Raw genomic sequence first — 25,083 nt, forward strand, 5'->3', positions numbered from 1 at the left:
GGGCCTGGTTTTCGCCGCATCGAAGGACCATGCAGACCGCCGCCTCTCCCTACCAGCCCGTGCGCGAGCGGCGCACGCTGACCTGCTTCCTGCTGGCCCTGCTCATGCACTTGCTGCTGGGGGCCCTGCTGTACTACGGCGTGCGCTGGCGCAACGCCGTGCCCACCGGCGTCGCGGCGGAACTGTGGGAGCCCGTCCCCGAAGCCACCGTGCCCGAGCCCGTCGTCAAGCCGGCGCCGACGCCGCCGCCCGTCGAGGAAGAGGACGCCGATATCGCACTGCAGGAAAAGCAGCGCAAGGCCAGGCAGGCCGAGCGCGAGGCCGAGCAGGCGCGGCAGCGCGAAAGCCAGGCCCGTGCCGAAGCGGCGCGCAAGGAGGCGCAACGCCAGGCCCAGGAAGCCCAGCGCCAGGCCAGCAATGCCGAGCGCCAGGCCCAACTGGCCCGCTTGCGCGCGCAGGCCGGCGGTGCCGGCGCCGCGGCCAATACCGGGGCGGGCACGGGATCCTCGGCCAAACCGTCGTCGGGCTATGCCGAGCGCGTGCGCCAGCGGGTCAAGCCCAACATCATCTTCAACGAGGACGTCGCCGGCAACCCGGCCGCGGTGGTCGCGGTGCACATGGCGCCCGACGGCTCGCTGCTGTCGACGCGGCTGGCCAAATCCAGCGGCAATGCCGGCTGGGACAACGCGGTGCTGCGCGCGGTGCAGCGCTCGGACCCGCTGCCGCGCGACAGCAACGGCGTGGCGCCATCCAACATCCTGATCACCTTCTGGCCCAAGGACGAGGGCGGCTAGGCCCTCGCCGCCCCGGGCCGCGCCCGCATCCCGTAGCGCGCGTTATCGCACCAACGGCGAGCCGATAGAACCAAATTCCAATAAGACACGCTTTATCGGAATAGGATTACAATTCCAGCCTTCCTGGAAGGACAAATCGCATGCCTGTGCTATCGCCGGTCCCTATCATGAATAGACAAGAACAAGCCGACAAAGCCCGCCATGACGACCGCCTCTCCCATTACCGCCTCCCCTCTTGCCGCCACCCGGCCGGCCAGCGCCCCGCTCGACCGGCTCGCGCTCGACCTTGCCGACATCTTCAGCAACAGCGCGCGCCTGGTTGCCAGCCACATCGCGCAGCACCTGCCCGATACCGAAACGCTGCTGGCCGCGTTGCCGCCGGGCGCGTTGCTGGGCGCGGCCGACACCTATACCCGGCACCTGGTCTACGGCGATCCGCTGGAACGCTTCTCGGCCATGGTGCTGGTCTGGCGTCCGGGCCAGGCCAGCCCGGTGCATGGCCACCGCACCTGGTGCGCCTACCGCGTGCTGCGCGGCACGCTGACCGAGCAGCACTACCGGTGGGATCCCGCCAGACAGCAGGCGCACCATGCCAACACCGTTACGCGCAGCGCCGGCGATACCTTCAGCGTGCCGGGCGGCCTGCAGCACATCCACGCGCTCGGCAACACCAGCGACGAGATCGCGGTTTCCCTGCATCTCTACGGGGTCAGCCGCGACCACATTGCGACCGGCGTGAACCTGCTGGTGCCGGCCGACGCCTAGCCGCCGCGCGGCGCACCGGGTGCGGGCGCGCCATCCTCAACTGACCGCCACGCGCCATGGACCGCTACGACAAACAGATCCTCGCCCTGCTGCAGGAAGACGCCACCTTGCCGGTGGCGGAGATCGGCGAGCGCGTCGGCCTGAGCTCGACGCCGTGCTGGCGCCGCATCCAGAAGCTGGAAGAAGCCGGCCTGATCCGCAAGCGCGTGGCGCTGCTCGACGCCGCCAAGCTCAATGCCGGCGTCACCGTCTTCGTCTCGGTCCGCACCAGCCAGCACAACGTGAAATGGCTCAAGCAGTTCCACGGACTGGTGGCGTCGATCCCGGAAGTGACCGAGTTCTATCGCATGGCGGGCGACACCGACTACCTGCTGCGCGTGGTGGTGCCCGATATCGCCGCCTACGACCGCGTCTACAAGAAGCTGATCCAGGGTGCGGAACTCGCCGATGTCAGCTCCAGCTTCGCGATGGAACAGATCAAGTACACCACCGCGCTGCCGCTGGACTATGCCTGAGGCCGCACTTGCGCGGATCGGCCGACGCCGCTGACCCCGCCGCCGCTGGCAATTTCCGCCATTTCAGCGGCGTTCGCCGCGCTTTTTGACGCATCCTGTTGCAAATACCCCGCGTTCCGGCAGACTTGCGGCGACGCATTCCGGCCCCGGAACCTGCTGCGACGCAGCAATGGCTGTAGAATATGCGGCCCCTATTCAAACGGCCGCGGCGGACGGTTATCCGCCCCGCCCCCGCCGAACCCCACGCGAGCCTTGACAGCAGGTTGGAATCACGCGCGCCCTCGTGCGCACTGCCGTCGAAACGCGATGCACGAAGGAAACAGCAGTCAATGACAAGTGGCGCACAACGAACGGCAGCCAAAACACGAGCAGCAGCAGTCAAGGACACCGGCCAGGCCAGCCCGGCCGCGGCACACACTGATCCGACGGCCGAGGCCGCCGCGCGCAGCCAGCAGCTGCGCGCGCTGATCCAGCTGGGCAGGCAGCGCGGCTACCTGACCCACGCGGATATCAGCGACCACCTGCCGGAGAACTTCACGGATACGGCCGCGATGGAAAGCATCGTCGGCACCTTCGCCGAGATGGGCGTGAAGATCTACGAGCAGACCCCGGATGCCGAGACCCTGCTGCTGAGCGACGGCCCGGTGGTGGCCTCCGACGAGCAGGCCGAAGAGGAAGCCGAGGTCGCGCTGGCCACCGTCGATTCCGAATTCGGCCGCACCACCGACCCGGTGCGCATGTACATGCGCGAAATGAGCTCGGCCACGCTGCTGACGCGCAAGCAGGAAGTCGAGATCGCCAAGCGCATCGAGGACGGCCTCAACAACATGGTCCACGCGATCTCGGCGTGCCCGTTCACCGTTGCCACGATCCTCGAGCTGTCGGAGAAGGTGGCCGCCAACGAGATCGGCATCGACGACGTGGTCGACGGCCTGAGCGACGAGACCATCGCCGAACCGGCCGCCGCCGCCGCGGATGACGCCGACGACAGCCCCCTCGACAGCGCCGACGAGGCCGACAAGGTCGACGAAGACGCCGACGACGCCGCCGATGAAGGCAGCGGCCAGCAAAGCGCCGAGGCCGACCTGGCCCGGCTGCGCGAAGAGTGCATGAAGCGCTTCGCGCGCGTCGCCGAGCAGTTCGAGCGCATGCGCGCCGAAAGCGAAGCCGGCCGCACCGCCGCGCCCGCCTTCGCTGCCGCACGCGACGCGGTGCGCGAGGAGCTGCGCACGATCCGCTTTACCGCCCGCACCATCGAGCGCCTGTGCGCCAACGTCCAGGGCATGGTCGACGAGGTGCGCGCGATCGAGCGCCAGGTGGTCCAGCTGCTGGTCGAGCGCTGCGGCATGGAGCGCGAGGACGTGGTCGCGCGCTTCCCCGGCAATGAAACCAACCTCGCCTGGGGCCAGGGCCTGGCCGCCGAAGCGCGCCCCTACAGCGCCGCGGTGGCGCGCGCGCTGCCGGACCTGGAAGCCCATCAGCAGAAGCTGATCGACATCCAGGCCCGCGCCGCGCTGTCGCTGCCTGAGCTGAAGACCGTCAACCGCAAGATGCTGGCCGCCGAGCGCCAGATGCGCCAGGCCAAGCACGAGATGACGCAGGCCAACCTGCGCCTGGTGATCTCGATCGCCAAGAAATACACCAACCGCGGCATGCAGTTCCTGGACCTGATCCAGGAAGGCAACATCGGCCTGATGAAGGCGGTCGACAAGTTCGAATACCGCCGCGGCTGGAAATTCTCGACCTACGCCACCTGGTGGGTACGCCAGGCCGTGACGCGCGCCATCGCCGACCAGGCCCGCACCATCCGCGTGCCGGTGCACATGATCGAGCAGATCAACAAGCTCAACCGCCTGTCGCGCGAGATCATGCAGCAGACCGGCAAGGAACCCGATCCGGCGGTGCTGGCCGAGCGCCTGGACATGACCGAGGACAAGGTCCGCTCGATCATGAAGATCGCCAAGGAGCCGGTGTCGATGGAAACCCCGGTGGGCGAGGACGGCGACACCAGCCTGGGCGACATGATCGCCGACTCCGACACCGCCACCCCCGCCGACGCCGCCCTGCAGGCCGGCCTGCGCGCGGTGGTGCGCGAGATGCTCGACGAGCTTTCGCCGCGCGAAGCCAAGGTGCTGCGCATGCGTTTCGGTATCGACATGTCGACCGACTACACGCTGGAGGAAGTCGGCAAGCAGTTCGATGTCACGCGTGAGCGGATCCGCCAGATCGAAAGCAAGGCGATGAAGAAGCTGCGGCATCCCAGCCGCGCGGACCAGTTGATCACCTATCTGCGCGACGCCTGAGCGGCCAGCCGCCTCCGCGCACAGAGGAGTGTTATCCATGCCTGACCCGAACCTCTCTTTCTTTGGCCGGCTCTCGCTTGCCATGGGAACGTTCTTCGCCATCCTGGGCGACCGCGAGCTGGCCGCCGGCATCAAGCGCCTGCGCACGGGCGAAGCCGCTGTACCGGCGGCCCCGGTGCCTGCTCCGGCGCCGGCTGCCGCGCCGGTTGCCGCGCCAGTTGCAGAACCTGCGCCGGCACTGAAGGAAGCCAGCCCCGTGGCCGCGCTCCAGTTGCTCGCCCTGCTCCAGCGCGACGCCCGCTTCGTCGACTTCGTCGAGGAAGACATCGCGCGCTATGCCGATGCCGAGATCGGCGCCGCCGCGCGCCTGGTGCACGATGGCTGCCGCGCGGTGCTGCGCGAGCATTTCACCATCCGCCCGGTGCGCGAGGAAGCCGAGGGCAGCCGCGTGACGCTGGCCGACGGCTTCGACGCCGGCGCAATCCGCCTGACCGGCAACGTGGTCGGCAGCGCGCCGTTCCATGGCGCCCTCAGCCATCGCGGCTGGAAGGTCGAGGAAGTGCGCCTGCCGCGCCTGGCCGAGCGCCATGACGCCAGCGTGATCGCCCCCGCCGAGGTGGAGCTATGAGCGAGGCACGCTATGCCATCGGCATCGACCTGGGCACGACCCACAGCGCGGTCTCCTATGTCGACCTGGCCGCCAGCGATGGCGAGAAGACCAGCCAGCGCGTGCTGCCGATCACGCAGCTGACCGCGCCCGGCGCGGTCGAGGACCTCGACCTGCTGCCCTCGTTCCTGTACCTGCCGCACCCCAGCGAACTGGCACCCGGCGACCTGAACCTGCCGTGGAGCGCGGCGCGCGACTTCGCCGTCGGCGAGATGGCGCGCAGCCGCGGCGCGGGCACGCCGATCCGGCTGGTGTCGAGCGCCAAGAGCTGGCTGTGCCATGCCGGCGTCGACCGCAGCGCGGCGATCCTGCCCGCCGACGCGCCGCCGGAGGTGCCGCGCGTGTCGCCGCTGGAGGCCTCGGTACGCTACCTGACGCACCTGCGCGAAGCCTGGGACCAGGCCCATCCCGAGGCGCCGTTCGGCGAGCAGGACATCACCGTGACGATCCCCGCCTCGTTCGATCCTGCCGCGCGCGAGCTTACCGCCGAAGCCGCCGCGGCGGCCGGCTATGCCCGCATGACCCTGCTCGAGGAGCCGCAGGCCGCGCTCTACAGCTGGATCCAGAAGAGCGCCGGGCAATGGCGCAAGCAGGTCAAGGTGGGCGACATCATCCTGGTGGTGGACGTTGGCGGCGGCACCACCGACCTGTCGCTGATCGCCGTGATCGAGCGCGACGGCAACCTGGAACTGCATCGCATCGCGGTCGGCGACCACATCCTGCTGGGCGGCGACAACATGGACCTGGCGCTGGCGCACATGGTGGCGCGCAAGCTGGCCGCGCAGGGCTCGCAGGCCGATCCGTGGCAGCTGCGCGCGCTGACCTACGCCTGCCGCGCCGCCAAGGAAACGCTGCTGACCGACCCCGCCACCGACAGCGTGCCGCTGGTCGTGCCCAGCCGCGGCGCCAAGCTGATCGGCGGCTCGCTGCGCACCGAGCTGACCCGCGCCGAACTGACCCAGACCATCCTCGAAGGGTTCTTCCCGCAGGTCGACGCCTCGGCCCGCCCGGTCAGCCGGGCCCGCGCCGGCCTGACGCAGCTGGGCCTGCCCTATGCGCAGGACGCCGCCATCACGCGCCATCTGGCGGCGTTCCTGGGCCGTCAAGCGGGCGCGCTGGCCGAGATCGAAGGCCTGCCGGCCACGCAGCCGGAAGGCGCCAGCTTCCTGCGCCCCACCGCGGTGCTGTTCAATGGCGGCGTGTTCAAGTCGGGCCTGCTGGTCGAGCGCATCCTGCAGACCCTCAACGGCTGGCTCGCCGCCGAGGGCGCGGCGCCGGCGCGCCTGCTCGACGGCGCCGAGCTGGACCTCGCGGTGGCGCGCGGCGCCGCCTACTACGGCTATGTGCGGCGCGGCAAGGGCGTGCGCATCCGCGGCGGCACCGCGCGCGCCTACTACGTCGCGGTGGAATCGTCGATGCCTGCCGTGCCCGGCTTCGAGCCGCCGATCCAGGCGCTGTGCGTGGCCCCGTTCGGCATGGAAGAAGGCACCGAGGCCGAGCTGCCGCCGCAGGAGTTCGGCCTGGTGGTCGGCGAACCGGTGCACTTCCGCTTCTTCGGCTCGTCGGTGCGGCGCCAGGACCAGGTCGGCACCCTGCTCGACTACTGGGGGCCGGAGGAACTGCAGGAACTGGAAGCCATCGAGGCGACGCTGCCGGCCGAAGGCCGCACCGCCGGCGAAGTGGTGCCGGTCAGGCTGCATGCGCGCGTGACCGAGGCCGGCACGCTCGAGCTCGAAGCCGTGCCGCGCGGCAGCGGCGAACGCTGGAAGGTGCAATTCGACGTGCGCGGCAACGCCGATGCCTGATCCCGCGGCGGCGGCGATGAAGCAGTACATCGTCGGCATCGACCTTGGCACCAGCAACACGGTGGTGGCCTACGCCCGGGCCGGCGCCGACGAGATCCGCGTGTTCGACATCGACCAGCTGGTTGCCCCCGGCGAGGTCGCGGCCCGCCCGCTGCTGCCCTCGGTGCGCTACCACGCGGCGCCGGGCGAGCTCAAGGGCGATGACCTGCAGTTGCCGTGGCAATCGGCCGCCAGCGCCGCCGCGCGCCGCACCGTGTTCGGGCGCCTGGCGGCGACGCTGGGCGCGCAGGTGCCGGGCCGGCTGGTGGCCAGCGCCAAGAGCTGGCTGTCGCATGCCTCGGTCGACCGCACCGCGCCGATCCTGCCGTGGGGCGGCGAGGAGGATCTCGACAAGATTTCGCCGGTGGTCGCCAGTGCGAGCTACCTCGGCTACGTCTGCGCCGCCTGGAACCACCGCTTCCCCGACGCGCCGCTCGAACAGCAGGACGTGGTGCTCACCGTGCCGGCCTCGTTCGACGAGGGCGCGCGCGCGCTGACGCTGGAAGCCGCGCGCCTCGCGGGCCTGCCGGCGCTGCGGCTGCTGGAAGAGCCGCAGGCCGCGCTCTACGACTGGCTGTTCCACCATCGCCACACGCTGGACCAGGACCTCGCGCAAACCCGCCTGGTGCTGATCTGCGACGTCGGCGGCGGCACCACCGACCTCACGCTGATCCGCGTGGCGATGCAGGACGGTCAGCCGCAGCTGACACGCATTGGCGTGGGCAACCACCTGATGCTCGGCGGCGACAACATGGACCTGGGGCTGGCGCATCAGGTCGAAGCGCGCTTGGGCGGCGGCGCGCCGGCGCAGCCCCGCCTGTCGGCCGCCAGCCTGTCGCAGCTGGTGGCGCGCTGCCGCGCCGCCAAGGAGCAACTGTTGGGCGCGGACGCGCCCGATGCCGTCAACGTGACGCTGCTGGGCGCGGGCTCCCGGCTGGTTGGTGGCGCGCGCTCGGTGCAGGTGACGCGGCAGGAAGTCGAACAGCTGGTGGTCGACGGCTTCTTCCCCAGGGTGCCGGCCAGCGATCGGCCACGGCGCGCGCACGGCGCCATCGTCGAGTTTGGCTTGCCCTATGCCGCCGACCCCGCCGTGACCCGCCACGTCGCCGCCTTCCTGGGCCAGCATGCCGCACAAGCGCGCGCCGCGCTCGGGATGGAGGACGCGCCGGACGAGGCGCTGCCGGTGCCCGACACGCTGCTGCTCAACGGCGGCGTGTTCCGCGCGCAGGCACTGGCCGGGCGCATCGCCGAGACGCTGGGCGACTGGCGCGGCGCGCCGCTGCAGGTGCTGCACAACGCCGATCCCGACATTGCCGTGGCCCGCGGCGCGGTCGCGTACGCGCGCGCACGCGCGGGCGAGGCGCCGCGCATCGGCGGCGGCTCGGCGCGCAGCTATTTCCTGGTGCTCGACGATGGCGCCGCGGGCCAGCAAGGGATCTGCCTGCTGCCGCGCGGCACCGAGGAAGGCCACGAAATCCATCTGAGCGACCGCACCTTCGCCTTGCGGCTCGGCCATCCGGTGCAGTTCCACCTGGTTTCGTCGGTGGCCGAGACGCCCTACCAGCCCGGCGCGCTGACCGACCTGTCCGGCGGCGACTTCGTGCGCCTGCCGCCGATCGCTACCGTGGTGCCCACGCGCGGCGCCGGCGGCCCGCGCGAAACGCCGGTGCAGATCACCACCGCGCTGACCGAGGTCGGTACGCTCGAAGTCCACTGCATCAACATCGAGGATGCCGCGCAGCGCTGGCGCCTGGAGTTCCAGTTGCGCGGCAACGACGCCGCGGCGGCGCCCCCGGCGCCGACGGCTCACCCGTCGCTGCCGCAGGCGCTGGAGCTGATCGACCGCACCTTCGGCGCGCGCTCGCAGGAGGTCGGGCCGAAGGAGGTCAAGCGCCTGCGTGCGCAGCTGGAGCAGATCCTGGGCGCGCGCGAGCAATGGCACAGCGCGCTGCTGCGCGAGCTGTTCGGCGCCTTGTGGGAGCGCGCCCGGCGCCGCCGCCGCACGGCCGACCATGAGCGCCTGTGGCTAAACCTGGCCGGCTATTGCGTGCGTCCCGGCTTCGGCTATCCGCTCGACGAATGGCGCGTCGCGCAGCTCTGGTCGCAGTACGACCAGGGCATCCAGTACGTCAACGAAAGCCAGAACTGGTCGGAATGGTGGACGCTGTGGCGGCGCGCCGCCGGCGGGCTGGACGAAAGCGCGCAGCTGCGCCTGCTGGAAGACATGGCCTTCTACCTGCAGCCGCCGGGCAGCGCGCACTTCAAGAAGCCGGCCGGGCCCACCCGTGGCGGCTATGCCGACATGGTGCGGCTGGCCGGCTCGCTCGAGCGCCTGCCCGTCGATGCCAAGACCGAACTGGCCGAGTGGCTGCTGACCCGGCTGCGCAAGCCGTCCGAGAACAACCAGGGCTGGTGGGCGGTGGGCCGCATCGGCGCGCGCATGCCGTTCTACGGCAGCGCGCACAGCGTGGTGCCGGCCGACACCGCCGGCAAATGGCTGGATGCCATCCTCGCGCTCGACTGGAAAAAGGTCGAGCCGGCCGCGTTCGCCGCGGTGCAGATCGCGCGCATGACCGGCGACCGCACCCGCGACCTGCCGGACCAGATGCGCGCGAACGTGGTGCGCCGGCTGGAAGCCGCCAACGCGCCGCCAGGCTGGATCGCCATGGTGCGCGAGGTGGTGGCGCTCGATGCCGCGGACGAAGGACGGGTGTTCGGCGAGGCGCTGCCGGCGGGCCTCAAGCTGATCGCGGGATAGCCCGGCAAGCCACTTATCTGCCACTTGTCGGCGCGAATGGGGCCGATGACCTACGATGACGGTAGGCTCCCTGGGATCCATCGTGCAGCCGTCCGCCCGCCATCCCTTGTTCGCTTTGCTCGCCGTTGCCGTGGCTGCCATGGCCTCGGCCGGGCCGTGCCGCGCGGCCGACGACGCGCGGCTGAAGCAGCGCGCGGAGATGGTCAGCGAGATTGCGGCAATCGATGCCGGCGCCGGCGTGCCGAACCGCAGCCACGGCATCGCCCCGCGCGTCATGGCCGTGATGGGCGAGGTGCCCCGCCATGAGTTCGTGCCCGACCCGCAGAAGCCGCACGCCTACGAAAACCGGCCGCTACCGATCGGCCATGGCCAGACCATCTCGCAGCCGTATATCGTCGCGCTGATGACCGACCTGCTGCGGGTCCAGCCCGGCGACAGCGTGCTCGAAATCGGCACCGGCTCCGGCTACCAGGCGGCGGTGCTGAGCCAGCTGGCGCGCGCGGTCTACACCATCGAGATCATCGAGCCGCTCGGGCGCCAGGCGTGCGAGCGCCTGCAGCGGCTGGCCTACCGGCAGGTGGCGTGCAAGGTGGGCGACGGCTACTACGGCTGGGACGAGCATGCCCCCTATGACGCCATCGTCGTCACCGCCGCGGCCAGCCACGTGCCGCCGCCGCTGATCCGCCAGCTCAAGCCGGGCGGGCGCATGGTGATCCCGGTGGGCGCGCAGTTCCTGACGCAGTACCTGCTGCTGGTCGAAAAAGCCGCGGACGGCGCCGTCACCACCCGGCAGATCCTGCCGGTGCGCTTCGTGCCGCTGGTCGGCAAGCACTGAGGCGCGCCACCGGCTGGCCGCCTCATGCGATGAGCGCGATGAGCCCGATGAGCGCGATGCCACGTCCGCCGCTGTTTGCCCTGGCCCTGCTCTCCGCCGCCGCGCTCGGCTATGAAATCCTGCTGATGCGGCTGCTTTCCATCATCCTGTGGCATCACTTCGCCTACATGATGATCAGCGTGGCGCTGCTGGGCTACGGCGCCGCGGGAGCGCTGGTGGCCCTGGCGCAGCCCACGCTGGTGCGGCATTTCGTGCCGGTGTTTGCCGGCGGCGCGCTGCTGTTCGGCATCAGCGCCATGGCCTGCTTCGGGCTCGCGCAGCGGGTCGGGTTCAACCCGCTGGAAATCCTGTGGGAGCCATCGCAGCCGCTGCGCCTGGTGGTGATCTACCTGCTGCTGTTCGTGCCCTTCCTGTGCGCGGCCACCAGCGTGTGCCTGTGTTTTGCCCGCTTTTCCCTGCAGGTGCCCCGCCTCTACAGCTTCGATATCCTCGGCGCCGGGCTCGGTTCACTGGGCATCGTCGCCGCGCTGTTCGTGCTCGAGCCGATCGGTGCGCTGCGCCTGGTCAGCATGGCAGGCATGGCGGCGGCGGCGCTGGCCTGCCTGGAATGCCGCTCGCATCGCCCCTGGCTGCCGGCGCTGCTGCTGGCGGCGGCAGCCGTGCCGGCGGCGATCCCCGGCGGCTGGATGGCGTTGCGGCCGTCGGAGTACAAAGAACTGAGCCAGGCGCTGCGCATCCGCGACGCGCGCGTGGTGGCGCAGCGCTCGAGTCCCCTGGGCCTGGTCACGGTGGTCGAGAGTCCGTCGATCCCGCTGCGCCATGCGCCCGGGCTCAGCCTGAATGCCACCGCGGAACCGCCGCCGCAGCTTGCCGTGTTTACCGACGGCGACGGCCTGAGCGCGCTCAACCGCCATGACGGCCGGCCCGAGCCGCTGGCCTACCTTGGCGACCTGACCTCGGCCCTGCCGTATCACCTGTTGCACGCGCCATGCGTGCTGGTGCTGGGCAGCGGTGCCGGCGCCGACGTGCTGCAGGCGCTTTACCACGGCGCCAGCGCGGTCGATGCCGTCGAGTTGAACCCGCAGGTGATCGGGCTGGTGCAGGACCGCTTCGGCACGTTCTCCGGCAAGCCGTACAGCGCCGCCGGCGTGCAGCTGCATGTCGGCGAGGCGCGGGGCTTCCTGGCGGCCAGCAACCGGCACTACGACCTGATCCAGGTGGCGCTGCTGGACTCCTTCAGTACCTCGTCGGCGGGCCTGTATGCGCTCTCCGAAAGCTATCTCTATACCGTGGAAGCGTTCGGGGAATACCTGCGCCACTTGCGGCCCGGCGGCCTGCTGGCGATCACGCGCTGGGTCTCGCTGCCGCCGCGCGACATCCCGAAACTGTTCGCCACCGCCGTGGCGGCGATGGCACGCGCGGGCGTTCCCGATCCGTCGCGCCGGCTGGTGCTGGTGCGCGGCTGGAAGACCGCCACGCTGCTGGTGAAGCACGGCGACTTCCAGCCCGCGGACATCGACGCGCTGCGTGACTTCGCCCAGGCCCGCTCGTTCGACGTCGAATACCATCCCGGCATCCGGCCGGGCGAGGCCAACCGCTACAACGTGCTCGACCAGCCGGAATTCTTCGCCGCCGCGCAGGCCCTGCTCGGGGCGGAGCGCGAACGCTTCCTGTCGCGTTACAAGTTCGACGTGCGGCCCGCCACCGACGACCGGCCGTACTTCTTCCACTTCTTCAAATGGCGCACGCTGCCGGAGCTGATCGCGCTGAAGGCGCAGGGCGGGCTGCCCTTGCTGGACTGGGGTTATCCGGTGCTGGTGGCGACGCTGCTGCAGGCCACGGCCGCGGCGCTGCTGCTGATCGGCGTGCCGCTGCGGGTGCTGCGGCGGCGCGCGGCGGCGCCACCCATGGCGGCATGGCGCACCGGCTTCTATTTCGTCGCGGTCGGCCTGGGCTTCATGTTCGTCGAGATCGCCTTTATCCAGAAGTTCATCCTGTTCCTGAGCCACCCGCTCTATGCCGTCGCCGTGGTGCTGTGCGCGTTCCTGTGCTTTGCCGGGCTGGGCAGCCGCTATGCCCCGCGCCTGCCCGGGCACGGCCGGCACCAGGCGGCGCTGGCGATCGGCGGCATCTGTGCCGCGTCGCTGGTCTATCTCGCGGCCCTGCCGCTGGTGTTCAGGCTGCTGATCGCCTTGCCGGACCCGGCCAGGATCGGCATCGCGGTGGCGCTGATCGCGCCGCTGGCCTTCCTGATGGGCATGCCGTTCCCGCTCGCCCTGTCCAGGGTCGCGGCGCGCGACGGCACGCTGGTGCCGTGGGCCTGGGGCATCAACGCCTGCGCCTCGGTGGTGGCGGCGGTGCTGGCCACGCTGCTGGCCATCCACGCCGGGTTTACGGTGGTGGTGCTGGTGGCGCTGCTGCTGTACGCAGCGGCAGCGCTGGCGTGCCCGTGAGGTGCTGCCGTGCCGCGTCAGCCCGCGGCCGCGTTGCCCTGGGCCGCGTGCAAGGCCGTCTGGCCTGGCAGGCGCGGCACGAAGCGGTGACGGTCGATCTCGCCGCCGCGCGCCACCAGGATGGTGCCCTCGGGAATCTCTTCCCATACGCCCTGCACGTCGATCAGCGGCTCCGACAGGACCAGGAAGGCGTCGTCGCCGGCGGCGGCGATGCGCGGGTCGTCCGGATAGAGTTCGCGCAGCTGCCGGAACGAGGTGCTGTGGAACAGCGACCGCGAGTTGGTCTCGCTCGAATAGCGCACCGCCACGATCTGCCGGCCGTCGGTCACGCAGACCGTCATGTTGAGCGGAAACTGCACGTCATGGCGCCGCCCGACGTCCTCGATCAGCCCGGCCATCTGCTCCAGCGCGCCGACCGGATCGCGCTCCAGGCCGAAGGTCAGCGCCAGGAAGAACATGACCTCGGAGTCGGTCGAGCCCTCGATCCAGCGGAACAGGTGCGGCGCCACCGCCATCATCAGTTCGCGCCGCACCAGCGGATAGTCGCGGATCAGGCCATTGTGGACGAACAGCCAGCGGCCGAAGCGGAACGGATGGCAGTTGGTCTCCTGCGTCGGCGTGCCGGTGGCGGCGCGCACGTGCGCGACGAACATCGGCGCGCGCACCGCCCGGGCGGTCTCGCGCAGGTTGGTGTCGCTCCACGCCGGGTGCAGGCAGCGGTAGCGGAACGGCACCTCGGCATGGCGCCCGTACCAGCCGACGCCGAAGCCGTCGCCGTTGGTGGTGGTATGGCCGAGCCGGGAATTCAGGCTCTGGTCGATCAGCGAGTGTTCCGGCTGGAACAGCACCGTTTCCAGGGCAACGGATCTGCCCGAGTAAGCCAGCCAGCGGCACATATTGCTCCTCCTTGTCCGGTGCGGGTGCGGCGCGGTGCCCTCCGCCCCACACTCCAGTTGTAGGACGGGGCGGCGCGAACGGCAAAGAAATGATCCGTCAGGCACCTGCCGGCGCACCGGCACCCCGGCCCTCCGGGGCTCAGGTGAAGCGGTAGGCCAGCGAAATGATGACCGGCCCCAGCACCGGCAACAGCACGTTGGCGATGGCATAGGTGATGGTGTAGCCCAGCAGCGGTACCGAGCTCTGGCTGACGGCCAGGATGGCGCTGATCGCCGGGGTGCTGACATGCTGCCCCGCAATCGCGCCGACCAGCAGCGGGCCCTCGATCCTGAGCAGCTTGTGCCCGATCCACAAGGACAAGCACGCCGGTCCGAGCGACACCGCCAGCCCGATCAGCGGCAGCACCGCACCGTGCTCGCGGATCAGCGCGATCGCATCCGGCCCGGCCGACAGCCCGACGCAGGCGACGAACACCGCCAGCCCGAGGTCCTTCAGGAGCTGCACCGCGGACGCGGGAAAGGTGCCGAGCGACGGTTTCCGCCCATGGATCCAGCCGAACACCAGCCCGCTCAGCAGCGCCCCGCCGCCGCTGCCCAGCGTCAGGTGCATGCCGCCCGCATGCAGGCTCAGCGTGCCGACCAGCAAGCCCGCCAGGATCCCCACGCACAGGAACACCAGGTCGGTCGCCTCGCTGGCCCTGACCTCGACGCCGATGCCGTTGATGGCCTCGGACAGCGAAGGCTCCAGGCCGACGATGGTGATCACGTCGCCCAGCTGCAGCGGCGTCGAGCGCGTGATCGGCAGCGACAGTCCCGAGCGCCGCACTTCCAGCACCCAGACCTCGCGCAGCCGGCGCGGACCGGCCTGGCGCGCCAGCTCGCCGAGGGTCTTGCCGTTGACGCGGCGCCGGTTCACCACCACCTGCTTTTCGACCAGCTGGATGGCATCGGTGTGCGCCTCGGGCAGCAGCACTTCCGGGCCGATCAGCGCGGCGGCCTTCAGCAGGTTGCTGCGGATGCCGACCATGGCGACGATATCGCCGGCCTGCACGGCGTCGTCATCGCCCAGCTCGATGCTGGTTCCGCCCCGCAGCACCTTGACCACCGACGCCCGGCCGCCGACCTGGTGCTGCAGCTGGCTGACCGTGATGCCGGCGGCCTGCTGCACCGCGTAGGCGCGCCCGATCAGCCGCGGCAGCGCCGGCTGGGTCGCCACGTCGTCGTCGGATGCGGCCTCCATGCGCGCCGCGACCTCGCGCGCAGCCTGGCGCAGGTCGATGCCGAGCAGCGCCGGCGCGATCTGGCTGGTGAAGAACACGATGCTGATCAGCCCGACCAGGTAGGTCAGCGTATACGCGGTGGCGATATTGGCCTCGTAGCGGCCCACGGTGGCGGCGTCCAGGCCCAGGTGCTTGAGCGCTTCGGCGGCGGTGCCCACCACCGCCGACTCGGTCGCGGCGCCGGCGGCCAGCCCGGCGGCAGTGCCCGGATCGAAACCCAGGTAAGCCGCCGCGCCCAGCGAGATGGCCAGCACCACCACCGCCTCCACCACCGGCAGCACCATATAGCGCAGGCTCGAGCGGTTCAGGTTGGCAAAGAACTGCGGCCCGCCGGAATAACCCATGGCGAAGATAAACAAGGCAAAGGCCAGGTCCTTCAGTTCGCCATGCATCTGGCAGCCGGTCTGGCCCATGAACAGCGCCACGATCAGCGTGCCGCACACGCCCCCCAGCTGGATCGGTCCGACCCGCGCCTTGCCGACGAAGTAGCCGAGTCCGACGGTGATGAACAGCACCAGCAATGGGTTGGCGGCAAAGACATCAACGGTACAGGTCATGGGGGGCGCGGGTTGATGGGTCGAAACGGCGGGGTCAGGGATTGAGCGGTGGCAGCGCGGGCCGGGCCCGGCGCCGGCGCGGCGGCGTGGGCCTGGCGTGGCGGCCCAGCGCCTGGGCGAGCGGGTTGCCGTCCCAGGCGGAGCGGGCCGGCGCCGCCCCGTAGAGATGGCGCTGCAGGCCGGTGACGGCGTCGGCCAGCGCGGCATCGCCGACGGCTTCGGCCCAGGCCGCGGGCGTGGTGCCGTGGGCGGCGCGGGTCCAGCCGTCCAGCGCCTGGCTGGCGGCAGCGGCATCGCCCGCGCGGCAGGCCTGCAAGGTCGCCGCCAGGCGCGCGTCGGCGCGCCCGGCGCGGGCGCGCCGGCGCTCGGCTTGCCGTTGCCGCAGGCGTGCCAGGCGCGGCCGCAGCCGGCGCCACAGCACGGCCAGCACGGCGGCGCCGAGCAGCGCGCCCGCGCCCCACAGCAGCGTGCGCCACGGCCAGCCGCCCTCGCCCGGCACCGCGCCGGCCGGCGGCCCGCCCGGCGCCAGCGCCCCGGCGTTGCGCGCCGCGGCCACCACGACCCTGACCGCCGGCGCTTCGGACCTGGCCGGCTGCCGCGTGGCCGGATCGACCCAGTCCGCCGTGACCGCGGGCAACGTATACGTGCCGGGCCGCTCGAAGACATAGGTCAGCGCATCCACGCGCGTGCCGCCCGGTCCCGGCGCGTCGCGGGCCTGGTCGGACAGCCGCGCATCGGCGCGAAACAGGCGCACGCCGCGCGGCGCCGCGGCATGCGGCGGCACGATCCTCATCGCCTGGGTCTGCGGCGCAAAGGTGGTGACGGTGCGCACCAGCGCATCGCCCGCATGCAGCCTGACCGCGCCGTGGTCGGGGTCACGGTCCAGCGTCTGCGTCACGGTGAGCCGGGCCACCGGCAACAACGGCCCGGCCGCGCTGCCGCGCGCCGCCGGCGCGCCCGCCCCGCCGGTGCCAGCCCGGATCGTGGTGACGGGCAAGGTGACACTGCCCTCGCGCGGCGCGCCGTCATCGCCGGCGTAGGTAAAACGGATGGTCGCGGCCGGCAGCCGGAACTCGCCATCCTGCTCCGCGGTAAAGGCGTAGCTCTTGCGGATGCCGGCATAGGTCACGCCATCGATGGTCTCGGTGGAATTCACCGCGCGCGCATCCGGCAAGGTCACCATCGCGCCCGGTACTTCGAGTGCCGGGAACGCGGGCGCCGACAAGAAATAGTTGGGCGCCAGGATGGTGACATCGATGCTGACCTGCTGGCCCACCAGCAGCGGCTGGCGCGCGCCCACTTCGACGCGCACGGTGGGCGCGGCGGCGGCGCGCGCCAGCCACGGCCACAGCCACGCCGCCAGCAGCAGGAGCAGCGGCGCAACGCGGCGCAGCCACCCGCGGCGGGGCACAGCGCCGCCCCTCATCGCGACCCCTGCCCCGCTGCGGCCTGCCCGTGCTGCAGCGCGAACTTGCGCTGCAGCAGGTCGGTCGGCGTGGTCTGGATCGCGCGCATCCACATCTCGGCGTCCTGCGTCAGGACAACCTGCAGTGACTTGCCGCCGGGCGCCGACGGCTTCGCGGCGTCGTACTTGACCTGATCCGGCGGCAGGTCGGGCGGCTCTTCGCCGTCGTCGGGATCCGGCTTTTCCTGCGGCAACTGCTGCGCCAGCAGCTTTTCCATCAGCGCCAGGTTGGCGGCCGCCTCTGCCCACTGCGGCTGGCGCCTGAGCGCCTGGCGGTAGCGCGCGGCCGCCTGCCGGTACTGGCCTTGCCGCGCCAGCGCATTGCCCTGGTTGTAGTCCGCCTGCGCCGAATCGACCCGCGCGAAGCTCTGCACCGCCTGCGCGTACTGGCCGGCGCGATACTGGGCGATGCCGCGCCACATCGGGTCGTCGAACAGCGCCGCGGCGCGCGCAAAATCGCCCTGCTCGAAGGCGCGCCGGCCTTGCTGGTCATGCGTCAGCCACAGGTCGACAAAGCGCCATGGGCGTACCGCGCTGGCTTGCGTGGCTGGCGCCGATGACTGCGCGCGCGCCTCGGGCGGTGCGGCAAGCGCCAGCGCCAGCAGCAGGCCGGCGCTCCAGCGCACGGTCCAGCCCTTGCGGAACCACAGCATCGCCAGCAGCGCCAGCGGCGGCACCAGCCACCAGCCTTCATCCTTCCAGCGCGTGCGGTCGCCGGCCTGCATCCGTTCGAGATGCGACTGCACGTGGCGCTGCACCCAGGCCACGTCGTCGTCGCTGCCCGGCGTGAAGGTCGCCACCGGCACGCCGCTGTCGTCGCCGAAGCGCTCGAGCGCGGCCTCGTCCAGCCGCGCAAACACGCGCGCGCCGTCCTGCTCGACGAAGCCGCCCGCGGCATTGCGCAGCGGCCCGCCCTGCGCGGTGCCCAGCGCCAGCACCACCGGCTGGCTGCGGCCGCTGTGCACCTGCGCGCGGAACGCCGCCGCGGCGGCGGGATCGACGCCGTCGGTCAGGAACAGGATGGTGCCGGGCACCGGCTCATGCTTCAGGTCGGCGTCGATCACGCGCAGCGCCAGCGCCATGTCGCGGCCGGGTACCGGCATGATGCGGGTCTGCAGCGCGTCGGCGAAGGTCTGCAGCAGGCTGGCGTCATCGGTCAGCGGCAGCACCAGGTGGGTCGAGCCGGCGTAGGCGTAGATCGCTGTGCGCCCGCCGTCGCGGCGCGCCAGCAGCGCCTTGATCTTGAGCTTGGCGCGCTCCAGCCGCGTGGGCGTGACGTCGATGGCGTCCATGCTGGGCGACAGGTCCACGGCGATCGCCAGCGGCGCCTTGTCGTCGAGGAACGGCGGGCGCTCCTGGCGCCAGCTCGGGCCCGCCAGCGCCACCGTGCCGAGCGCCAGCAGCAGCGCGGTCAGGTGCACCGGGCGCAGCGCCAGGCGGCGGCGTTCGCCGAGCATCAGCGCGTCGAGCAGGTGCGGCGCGATGGTGTCGCGCCAGCGCCGCCGCACGTCGCCGCGGCGCCGCACCGCCCACACCAGCAGCGCGGCCGGCAGCAGCCCCAGCAGCCACCACGGGCGCAGGAAATGGAAGTGAGCGAGCGTGTCGAGCCAGGCCGGCATCAGCGCCCGCCTCCGGCGGCATCGGCCATCGCGCCCGCCGCTTCGGCCACGTCGGCCGCTTCGGCCGATTCCGCCACGTCGGCCCGGGCTGGCCTGGGCCGCGCGACCCACGCCGAATAGCCGAACATCAGCAGCTGGTACGCCAGCACCAGCGCCAGCGCCGCGCCCAGCGGCCACATGAACAGCTCGCGCCGCGGCCGCCACGACAGCGTCTTCTGGTCATGCGGCGTGATCCGGTCGAGCGTGGCGTAGATGGTCTCCAGGCCGGCCTGGTCGGCGCCGAAGAAATAGCGTCCGCCGGTCTGCGCCGCCAGGCGCTGCAGCACCTCCAGGTCGACCTTCGCTTCGCCCGCCGCGCTGGGGTCGCCAATGCCTACGGTATGCACCACCACCTTGCGTTCGCGCGCGATGCCGCCGGCGCGCTCGGGCGGCATCCGGCTGGCGGTGTCGTTGCCGTCGGTCAGCACGATCATCACCCGCTGGGGCGCGGCGCTGTGCTCGAACATCTTGATGCCGAGCCCGATGGCATCGCCCAGCGCCGTGCTCGGCCCGGCCATGCCCGGCAGCAGCCCGCCAATCAGCGTCTGCACCAGCTGGTGGTCGAGCGTGAACGGCGCCAGCGGATACGGCGCATCGCCGAACACGATCAGGCCGATGCGGTCGCCGGGGCGTTTGGCCACAAAGTCGCTCACCACCTGCCGCACCGCCTGCACGCGCGGGATCAGCGCGCCCGACGGATCGCGGAAGTCGCGTGTGTCCATCGACTGCGACAGGTCGAGCGCCAGCAGCAGGTCGCGCGCGGGCTGCACCTTCTGCACCGGCGCTTCGAGAAACTGCGGCCGCGCCAGCGCCGTCACCACCAGCACCCACGCCAGCGGCGCCAGCACCCATTGCAGCCGGTTGCGGCGCGGCACCACGGCACCAGCGGCAGGCGTCAGCCCGGCGGCACTGGCGACCTCGCCAAAGAACGGCAGCCGTACCGACGGGCTTTCCTCGCGGTACGGCGGCAGCCACCACCACAGCAGCAAGGGCAGCGGCAGCAGCGCGAACAGCCAGGGATATTCAAACTGGTACATGGTGCTCCGCGATCCAGCGCCGGCAGGCCGCGGCCACGGCCCGCACCTGGGTGTCGGGCCATTGCGCCAGCGCGGCGTCGCCGCGGTACTCGGCGTCGTGCACCAGCGCGGCCAGCTGCGGCGCGACATCCCCGGCCCTTCCCGCATGTGCCCGCAGGAATTCGGCCCAGCCGCCGCCGGCCAGGCTGGCCACCTGTGCGCGCGGCCACGCCGCCAGCGCGGTGCGCTTGAGCAGCGCCGCCATCGCGCGCAGGGCCGCGGCGCGCTGTGCGGGGTCCGGGTCCAGCGGCAGCGTTGCCAGCTCCGCCAGCGCCTCGCGCCGGTAGCGGTTGGCGCGGTAGCGCCGCCACGCGCGCCAGCCGGCCCAGGCCAGCGCCAGCAGCAGCAAGGCGCCGGCGATCGGCCAGCCGATGGTCTGCGGCAGCCACGACGGCGGCGGCGGCATGGCAAGGTCGGCCAGCGTTGCCAGGGTTGCCGGGGCGGCGCTGTGGGTCAGGCTCATGGCGCCGCCCCCGCGCGAGGCCGCAGCGGCGCCTGCTGCAGCGGCCGGCCCAGCAGCCGCCGCAGCTGCGGCGCGGTTTCCTCGGCGGCGGACAGCGGCAGCAGCGGCACGCCCATGGCACGGTGCCAGTCCAGCAGCGACCTGGCGCGCGCATCGGCAAACTCGGCGATGCCGCGCCGCGTGGCGGCGTGGCCGAAGCCCAGCTCGACCTGCAGCTCGCCGTCGCTGACCACCAGTTGCCCGGAGCCGGGCAGCTTGCCGAGGAAAGGATCGTGGACCAGGATGGTCAGCACATCGTTGTGCGTCGCCAGCGCCAGCATCAGGTCGCGGGTGCGGGCGTCATGGCCGTCGAAATCGCTGATTACGATCACCAGGCAATCGTGGCGCGCCATGCGCGCGGTGCGCTCCAGCGCCGCGTTGAGCTGCCCCGCGGCGCGGCGCGCCGGCGCATCGGCGCGCAGCGCCTGGTTGAAGCGCGCGATGCCGCCCAATAGCTGCTGCACGGCATCGCGGTGGCGGCGCGGCGCAAATGCTTCAATGCGGCCGTCGCCCAGCACCACGCCGCCGACGCGGTCGCCTTCGGCGAGCACGCGCCATGCCGCCAGCGCCACCGCTTCGGCCGCGCTGACCGATTTCATCGCGCGCCGGCTGCCGAAGAACATGTTGATGCGCTGGTCCACCACCAGCAGCACCGGGCGGTCCTTTTCCTCGGTGTAGACGCGCACATGGGGCCGGCCGGTGCGCGCGGTCACGCGCCAGTCCATGCTGCGGATATCGTCGCCGGGCAAATACAGGCGCAGTTCCTCGAAGCTCAGCCCGCGCCCGCGCACCCGCGAGGCATGGCGCCCGGCCAGCACGCTGTGCACCGGCTGGCGCGGCAGGAAATGGAAGTCGCGCGCGGCCAGTTCGAGCCGGGCCAGCGCCGCGGCATCGACGCTGACACCAGACACCGCCTGCGACGACGGCGCGTGCGCCGCCGCCGGGGCGGCGCGGGCGATGGCGCGGAATGGCAGGCGCATGGTGTTGCCCTTGCCGAGTATTCAGGCCACCGCCACCTGCTGCACCAGGCGCTCGATCACGGCATCGGCGCCGATGCCGGCGGCATGCGCCTCGTACGACAGGATCAGCCGGTGGCGGAACACATCGCCGACCACGGCCTGCACGTCCTCGGGCGTGACGAAGTCGCGCCCGTGCAGCCACGCATGCGCGCGCGCCACCTTGTCGAGCCCGATCGAGCCGCGCGGGCTCACGCCCACCTGGATCCATTGGTCGAGGTCGTCGTCGACCGGCTTGGGCGCGCGCGTGGCCTGCACCAGCGCGACGATGTAGCGCTCCACCGCCTCGCTGACGTGGATGCCATGGATCTCCGCGCGCGCGGTGAAGATCGCCTCGGGCGCCAGCCGCACCGGCGCGCTGCCGCTGGCAGCCGCGCCACCCGTCTCTTCCGCGCGCGCCAGCCTGACGATATCGGCCTCGGCATCGGCTTCCGGATAGCCCACGCTGATATGCATCAGGAACCGGTCCATCTGCGCCTCGGGCAGCGGATAGGTGCCTTCCTGCTCGATCGGGTTCTGCGTCGCCATCACCAGGAACAGCGGCTCGAGCCTGTGCGTGGTGCCGCCGACGGTGACCTGGCGCTCTTCCATCGCTTCCAGCAGCGCCGCCTGGACCTTGGCCGGCGAGCGGTTGACCTCATCGGCCAGCACCAGGTTGGCGAACACCGGGCCGGCCTGGAAGCGGAACTCGCCCTTGCCGCCTTCGGTGAAGTAGATCTCCGACCCGGTGATGTCCGCCGGCAGCAGGTCCGGGGTGAACTGGATCCGCGACAGCCGCGCATCGAGGTTGCGCGCCAGCATCTTGATGGCGCGCGTCTTGGCCAGCCCGGGCAGGCCTTCCACCAGCAGGTGGCCGTCCGCCAGCAGGCCCAGCAGCAGGCGCTCGATCATGCGCTGCTGGCCCACGATCGATTCGCCCATGCGCTGCTGCAGGGCGAGGACGTCGTCGCGTGTGCTCATGGGGCATTCCTTGGTGCGTTCCCTGGTGCGGCCGGGGCGCGGCGGCCCTGGCCGCCGACGAACCACGCATAGTAGGGATTGTCGGGATCGGCGCGCATGGCCTGCGTGATATGCGTCGCCCACGCTTCGCGGTCGCCGCGGTAGGCGTCGAGGCCGGCGCGGTAGAACGTGTGCAGGACTTCGCGCTCGTGGCGCAGCTCGCGCCAGAAGGCATCGTCGGCGCCAGCCAGCGGCGGCTCGCTTTGCAGCGACAGCAGCCTCGACAGCGATTCCGGGAAGGCGTCGGCACGGACCCAGCCGGCGTACTCGATGCGCGGGCGGTCGTCGGTCACGGCCGGCGCATCGGCGGCGTACCAGTCCAGCCCGGCCCCGTCGGTGACCCAGGTGGCCAGCAGCGCCGCCGCCGAGCGCACGCCCACCGCCTGCAGCGCCGCGGCGACCTCGGGTTGCGCAAAGCGCGCGCGGACCTGCGCCACATCCAGCGCCAGCGGCGACATCGAACCCACCAGCATCATCTCGTGCAACTCGGTGGTCCACAGCGTGGCGTGCGGGAACACGTCCAGGAAGCTGCGCACCAGCATGCGCGTGTCTGCGTCGTTCTGCGTCGGCAGCGGCAGCCACTGCGCCACCAGCCCGCCGGGCTGCAGCCGCGCCGCCGCCAGGCGGTAGAAGTCGGTCGAATACAGGTTGACCACGCCGGCGGCCGACGGCGGCGGCGGCTCCAGCGTGATCAGGTCGTACGGCTGCGGGCTCTGCAGCAGCTCGCGCCGGCCGTCGCGCAGGCGGATCTCCACGCGCGGGTCGGTGGCGACGCCGAAATTCCCCTTGAAGCTGGGCACGGCACGCGCGACCGGCGGCAGCAGCTCAGCCACCACGCGCCGCTCCAGCCCGGGCCACGCCAGCGTCGCGCCCGCCGTGATGCCGGTGCCCAGGCCGATCACCAGCGCCGACTTCGGCGTGCCGTTGTGCACGATCAACGGCAACAGCGCCTGCAGCCGCATATAGCGCTGCGAGGTCATAGCGTCGCCGGAATTGGATACGCCCTGGATATAGAGGCGCCGGAAACGGTTGGTGGCGGAGGCTTGCTCGACCACCGCCACGGTGGCGCCGCGCCCTTCCTCGTAGAACACCAGTTCGCCGCCGCGCGCCCGCGCCAGCAGCGTGGCGAGGCGGTCGGGCGGCGCCAGCGCGGCGGCGATCACCGCGAGCACGCCCAGCATCGGCACCGCCCAGCGCGCCGCGGGCCGCACCCCGCTGCCCAGCGCCACCGCCACCACGCCAACCACCGCCGCCGCGACCGCCAGCAGCGACAGCGTACGCACCAGTCCCAGGTAAGGCACCAGCACGAAGCCGGCCAGCGCCGTGCCGGCGATGCCGCCGAGCGTGTTGAGCGCGATCACGCTGCCGACGCCCGCGCCGATGCGCCGGCTGTCGACACTGACGCGCAGCACGAACGGGAACGCCGCGCCCAGCAGCAGCGTCGGCACGAACACCACCGTCAGCGCGGCCAGCGCAAAGCGCGCGCAGGCCGCCAGCAGCGGGCTGGCGGTCAGCCCCTGCACCCATGCCGACAGGCTGCCCTGCGCACGCAGCAGCCATTCGCCCAGCAGCACGAATTCCAGCAAGGCCACCAGCCCGGCCGCGGCCACCAGCAGGCCGAAGGCGCCCCATGGATCGCGCACGCGGTCGGCATGGCGCGCGGCCAGCGCGCTGCCGAGGGCCAGCCCGGCCAGATAGGTGGCCAGCACCACGGTGAAGGCGAAGGTGCGCGTGCGGAGGAACTGCACGATGGCCTGCGACCAGACCACCTCGTAGCCCAGCGCGATGCCGCCGGCGGCGGCATACAGCACCAGCGCGAGCCGGCCGTTGGCGACATCGCCGGCGACATTGCTGGCGACATTGCTGGGGGAGGCGCTGGCGGCAGCGCCACCGCTCGCCGCATGGATGCCGGCGGGAACGGACACGCTCGCGGCCCTGCGCGCCAGCAGCCACGCTGCCAGCGCGGCGACGCCGTTGAGCGTGCCCGCCGCGACGGCGCTGCCCAGGATGCCAAGCCCGGGCACCAGCACAAAGCCCGCCAGCAGCGTGCCGGCGATCGCGCCGGCGGTGTTGGCGGCGTAGAGCCGCCCGCCATGCGTGCCAACGCGGCCCGGGCGCGATCCCAGCACGCGCATCAGCACCGGCAGCGTGCCGCCCATCGCGGCCGCCGGCAGGATCACCAGCACAAAGGGCAACGCCCACGCCAGCAGGCCCGCCCGGCTCTCAAGCCAGGCAAACGGCGCGGCGGCCCGCGCCAGTGCCAGCGTCGCGCCGATGCCCAGCATCAGCACCGCGATTTCCAGCCACGCATACAGCCTGAGCGGATCACCATGGCGGTCGGCGAGGCGGCCGAAGCTCCAGCCGCCCAGCGCCAGCCCGCCGAAGAACGCGCTCACGGCAGTGGTGACGGCGTGCACCTCGACGCCCACCACCAGCGCAAGCTGCTTGATCCAGAGCACCTGGAAGATCAGCCCCGCGGTGCCCGAGGAAAAAAGCAGCAGGGCAGGCACCAGCGCGGCATCGTGCCATGCCAGCGGATCCTGCCCTGACTGCGCGGCGGCCCGGGCCGTCTGCCCGTTCGTGGCCGCCGCATGCCGCACCCTATCCTTGCCGGAGCCTGCGCCGGCGCGCGCTTCTGCCATGGTGCGATCCCTGTGGAATGGGCCAGCCGGCTCCTGCAGCGGAAGCCGGCTGGCCGGT

18 protein-coding genes are annotated in these 25,083 nt (G+C 71.7%); 9 read left to right on the forward strand and 9 right to left on the reverse strand.

From position 1 onward, the window contains the following. Positions 1-29 precede the first annotated feature (29 nt). The 9 genes from tolA (at position 30) to LIN44_RS10270 (ending at position 12,934) form a co-directional block, all read left to right on the forward strand. Positions 30-794, forward strand: coding sequence for a cell envelope integrity protein TolA (gene tolA / locus LIN44_RS10230; protein WP_227311985.1), 765 nt, complete (start codon positions 30-32; stop codon positions 792-794). 201 nt (positions 795-995) lie between these two features. Then, positions 996-1,559, forward strand: coding sequence for a cysteine dioxygenase family protein (locus LIN44_RS10235; RefSeq protein WP_227311986.1), 564 nt, complete (start codon positions 996-998; stop codon positions 1,557-1,559). Between the two features lie 56 nt (positions 1,560-1,615). Further along, on the forward strand, positions 1,616-2,074 hold the full coding sequence (locus LIN44_RS10240) for an Lrp/AsnC family transcriptional regulator (protein WP_227311987.1): 459 nt from the start codon (positions 1,616-1,618) through the stop codon (positions 2,072-2,074). Between the two features lie 329 nt (positions 2,075-2,403). Continuing rightward, complete coding sequence (gene rpoD, locus LIN44_RS10245) at positions 2,404-4,377, forward strand: RNA polymerase sigma factor RpoD (protein WP_227311988.1); 1,974 nt, start codon at positions 2,404-2,406, stop codon at positions 4,375-4,377. A 37-nt stretch (positions 4,378-4,414) separates the two neighbouring features. Continuing rightward, positions 4,415-5,005 (forward strand): DUF2760 domain-containing protein, encoded by a 591-nt coding sequence (locus LIN44_RS10250; protein WP_227311989.1) that lies wholly within the window; start codon positions 4,415-4,417, stop codon positions 5,003-5,005. Further along, entirely contained in the window at positions 5,002-6,849 is a 1,848-nt protein-coding gene (locus LIN44_RS10255; RefSeq protein ID WP_227311990.1) for an Hsp70 family protein, read from the forward strand. The genes LIN44_RS10250 and LIN44_RS10255 overlap by 4 nt, the downstream gene beginning before the upstream one ends. 16 nt (positions 6,850-6,865) lie before the next feature. Then, positions 6,866-9,646: an Hsp70 family protein gene (locus tag LIN44_RS10260; RefSeq protein ID WP_227314373.1), complete on the forward strand. Its 2,781-nt coding sequence runs from the start codon at positions 6,866-6,868 to the stop codon at positions 9,644-9,646. 55 nt (positions 9,647-9,701) lie between these two features. Next, entirely contained in the window at positions 9,702-10,481 is a 780-nt protein-coding gene (locus LIN44_RS10265) for a protein-L-isoaspartate(D-aspartate) O-methyltransferase (protein ID WP_227311991.1), read from the forward strand. 56 nt (positions 10,482-10,537) lie between these two features. Next, positions 10,538-12,934, forward strand: a complete 2,397-nt coding sequence (locus LIN44_RS10270) for a spermidine synthase (protein ID WP_370641646.1) — start codon at positions 10,538-10,540, stop codon at positions 12,932-12,934. 17 nt (positions 12,935-12,951) lie between these two features. Here the strand turns inward: LIN44_RS10270 and LIN44_RS10275 are convergent, their stop codons facing one another. From LIN44_RS10275 to LIN44_RS10315, 9 genes are all read right to left on the reverse strand, one after another. Then, a complete protein-coding gene (locus LIN44_RS10275; protein WP_227311993.1) occupies positions 12,952-13,830 on the reverse strand; it encodes a class II glutamine amidotransferase in 879 nt (292 codons plus the stop codon). Between the two features lie 139 nt (positions 13,831-13,969). Then, positions 13,970-15,667: an aspartate-alanine antiporter gene (aspT, locus tag LIN44_RS10280; protein WP_227311994.1), complete on the reverse strand. Its 1,698-nt coding sequence runs from the start codon at positions 15,665-15,667 to the stop codon at positions 13,970-13,972. Positions 15,668-15,701: 34 nt separating this feature from the next. Beyond that, positions 15,702-17,078, reverse strand: a complete 1,377-nt coding sequence (locus LIN44_RS10285; RefSeq protein WP_227311995.1) for a BatD family protein — start codon at positions 17,076-17,078, stop codon at positions 15,702-15,704. 11 nt (positions 17,079-17,089) lie between these two features. Further along, positions 17,090-18,751, reverse strand: coding sequence for a VWA domain-containing protein (locus tag LIN44_RS10290; RefSeq protein ID WP_227311996.1), 1,662 nt, complete (start codon positions 18,749-18,751; stop codon positions 17,090-17,092). Beyond that, positions 18,751-19,827, reverse strand: a complete 1,077-nt coding sequence (locus LIN44_RS10295; RefSeq protein WP_227311997.1) for a VWA domain-containing protein — start codon at positions 19,825-19,827, stop codon at positions 18,751-18,753. Before LIN44_RS10295 ends, LIN44_RS10290 begins: the two co-directional genes overlap by 1 nt. After that, the gene (locus LIN44_RS10300; protein ID WP_227311998.1) at positions 19,814-20,329 is read right to left on the reverse strand and encodes a DUF4381 domain-containing protein; all 516 of its coding nucleotides are present in this window, start codon (positions 20,327-20,329) and stop codon (positions 19,814-19,816) included. The genes LIN44_RS10295 and LIN44_RS10300 overlap by 14 nt, the downstream gene beginning before the upstream one ends. Further along, positions 20,326-21,348 (reverse strand): DUF58 domain-containing protein, encoded by a 1,023-nt coding sequence (locus LIN44_RS10305; protein WP_227311999.1) that lies wholly within the window; start codon positions 21,346-21,348, stop codon positions 20,326-20,328. Before LIN44_RS10305 ends, LIN44_RS10300 begins: the two co-directional genes overlap by 4 nt. 21 nt (positions 21,349-21,369) lie before the next feature. After that, positions 21,370-22,344, reverse strand: coding sequence for a MoxR family ATPase (locus LIN44_RS10310; protein ID WP_227312000.1), 975 nt, complete (start codon positions 22,342-22,344; stop codon positions 21,370-21,372). Next, entirely contained in the window at positions 22,341-25,025 is a 2,685-nt protein-coding gene (locus tag LIN44_RS10315) for a fused MFS/spermidine synthase (protein WP_227312001.1), read from the reverse strand. The genes LIN44_RS10310 and LIN44_RS10315 overlap by 4 nt, the downstream gene beginning before the upstream one ends. Positions 25,026-25,083: the final 58 nt, after the last annotated feature.

The organism is Cupriavidus sp. MP-37 (genome assembly GCF_020618415.1).
Classification (GTDB): domain Bacteria; phylum Pseudomonadota; class Gammaproteobacteria; order Burkholderiales; family Burkholderiaceae; genus Cupriavidus.

Bases quoted from the DNA above. Each gene is read 5' to 3' on its own strand.
- tolA (WP_227311985.1), top strand. From the start codon at position 30: ATGCAGACCGCCGCCTCTCCCTACCAGCCCGTGCGCGAGCGGCGCACG.
- LIN44_RS10235 (WP_227311986.1), top strand. From the start codon at position 996: ATGACGACCGCCTCTCCCATTACCGCCTCCCCTCTTGCCGCCACCCGG.
- LIN44_RS10240 (WP_227311987.1), top strand. From the start codon at position 1,616: ATGGACCGCTACGACAAACAGATCCTCGCCCTGCTGCAGGAAGACGCC.
- rpoD (WP_227311988.1), top strand. From the start codon at position 2,404: ATGACAAGTGGCGCACAACGAACGGCAGCCAAAACACGAGCAGCAGCA.
- LIN44_RS10250 (WP_227311989.1), top strand. From the start codon at position 4,415: ATGCCTGACCCGAACCTCTCTTTCTTTGGCCGGCTCTCGCTTGCCATG.
- LIN44_RS10255 (WP_227311990.1), top strand. From the start codon at position 5,002: ATGAGCGAGGCACGCTATGCCATCGGCATCGACCTGGGCACGACCCAC.
- LIN44_RS10260 (WP_227314373.1), top strand. From the start codon at position 6,866: ATGAAGCAGTACATCGTCGGCATCGACCTTGGCACCAGCAACACGGTG.
- LIN44_RS10265 (WP_227311991.1), top strand. From the start codon at position 9,702: ATGACGGTAGGCTCCCTGGGATCCATCGTGCAGCCGTCCGCCCGCCAT.
- LIN44_RS10270 (WP_370641646.1), top strand. From the start codon at position 10,538: ATGCCACGTCCGCCGCTGTTTGCCCTGGCCCTGCTCTCCGCCGCCGCG.
- LIN44_RS10275 (WP_227311993.1), bottom strand. From the start codon at position 13,830: ATGTGCCGCTGGCTGGCTTACTCGGGCAGATCCGTTGCCCTGGAAACG.
- aspT (WP_227311994.1), bottom strand. From the start codon at position 15,667: ATGACCTGTACCGTTGATGTCTTTGCCGCCAACCCATTGCTGGTGCTG.
- LIN44_RS10290 (WP_227311996.1), bottom strand. From the start codon at position 18,751: ATGCCGGCCTGGCTCGACACGCTCGCTCACTTCCATTTCCTGCGCCCG.
- LIN44_RS10295 (WP_227311997.1), bottom strand. From the start codon at position 19,827: ATGTACCAGTTTGAATATCCCTGGCTGTTCGCGCTGCTGCCGCTGCCC.
- LIN44_RS10300 (WP_227311998.1), bottom strand. From the start codon at position 20,329: ATGAGCCTGACCCACAGCGCCGCCCCGGCAACCCTGGCAACGCTGGCC.
- LIN44_RS10305 (WP_227311999.1), bottom strand. From the start codon at position 21,348: ATGCGCCTGCCATTCCGCGCCATCGCCCGCGCCGCCCCGGCGGCGGCG.
- LIN44_RS10310 (WP_227312000.1), bottom strand. From the start codon at position 22,344: ATGAGCACACGCGACGACGTCCTCGCCCTGCAGCAGCGCATGGGCGAA.
- LIN44_RS10315 (WP_227312001.1), bottom strand. From the start codon at position 25,025: ATGGCAGAAGCGCGCGCCGGCGCAGGCTCCGGCAAGGATAGGGTGCGG.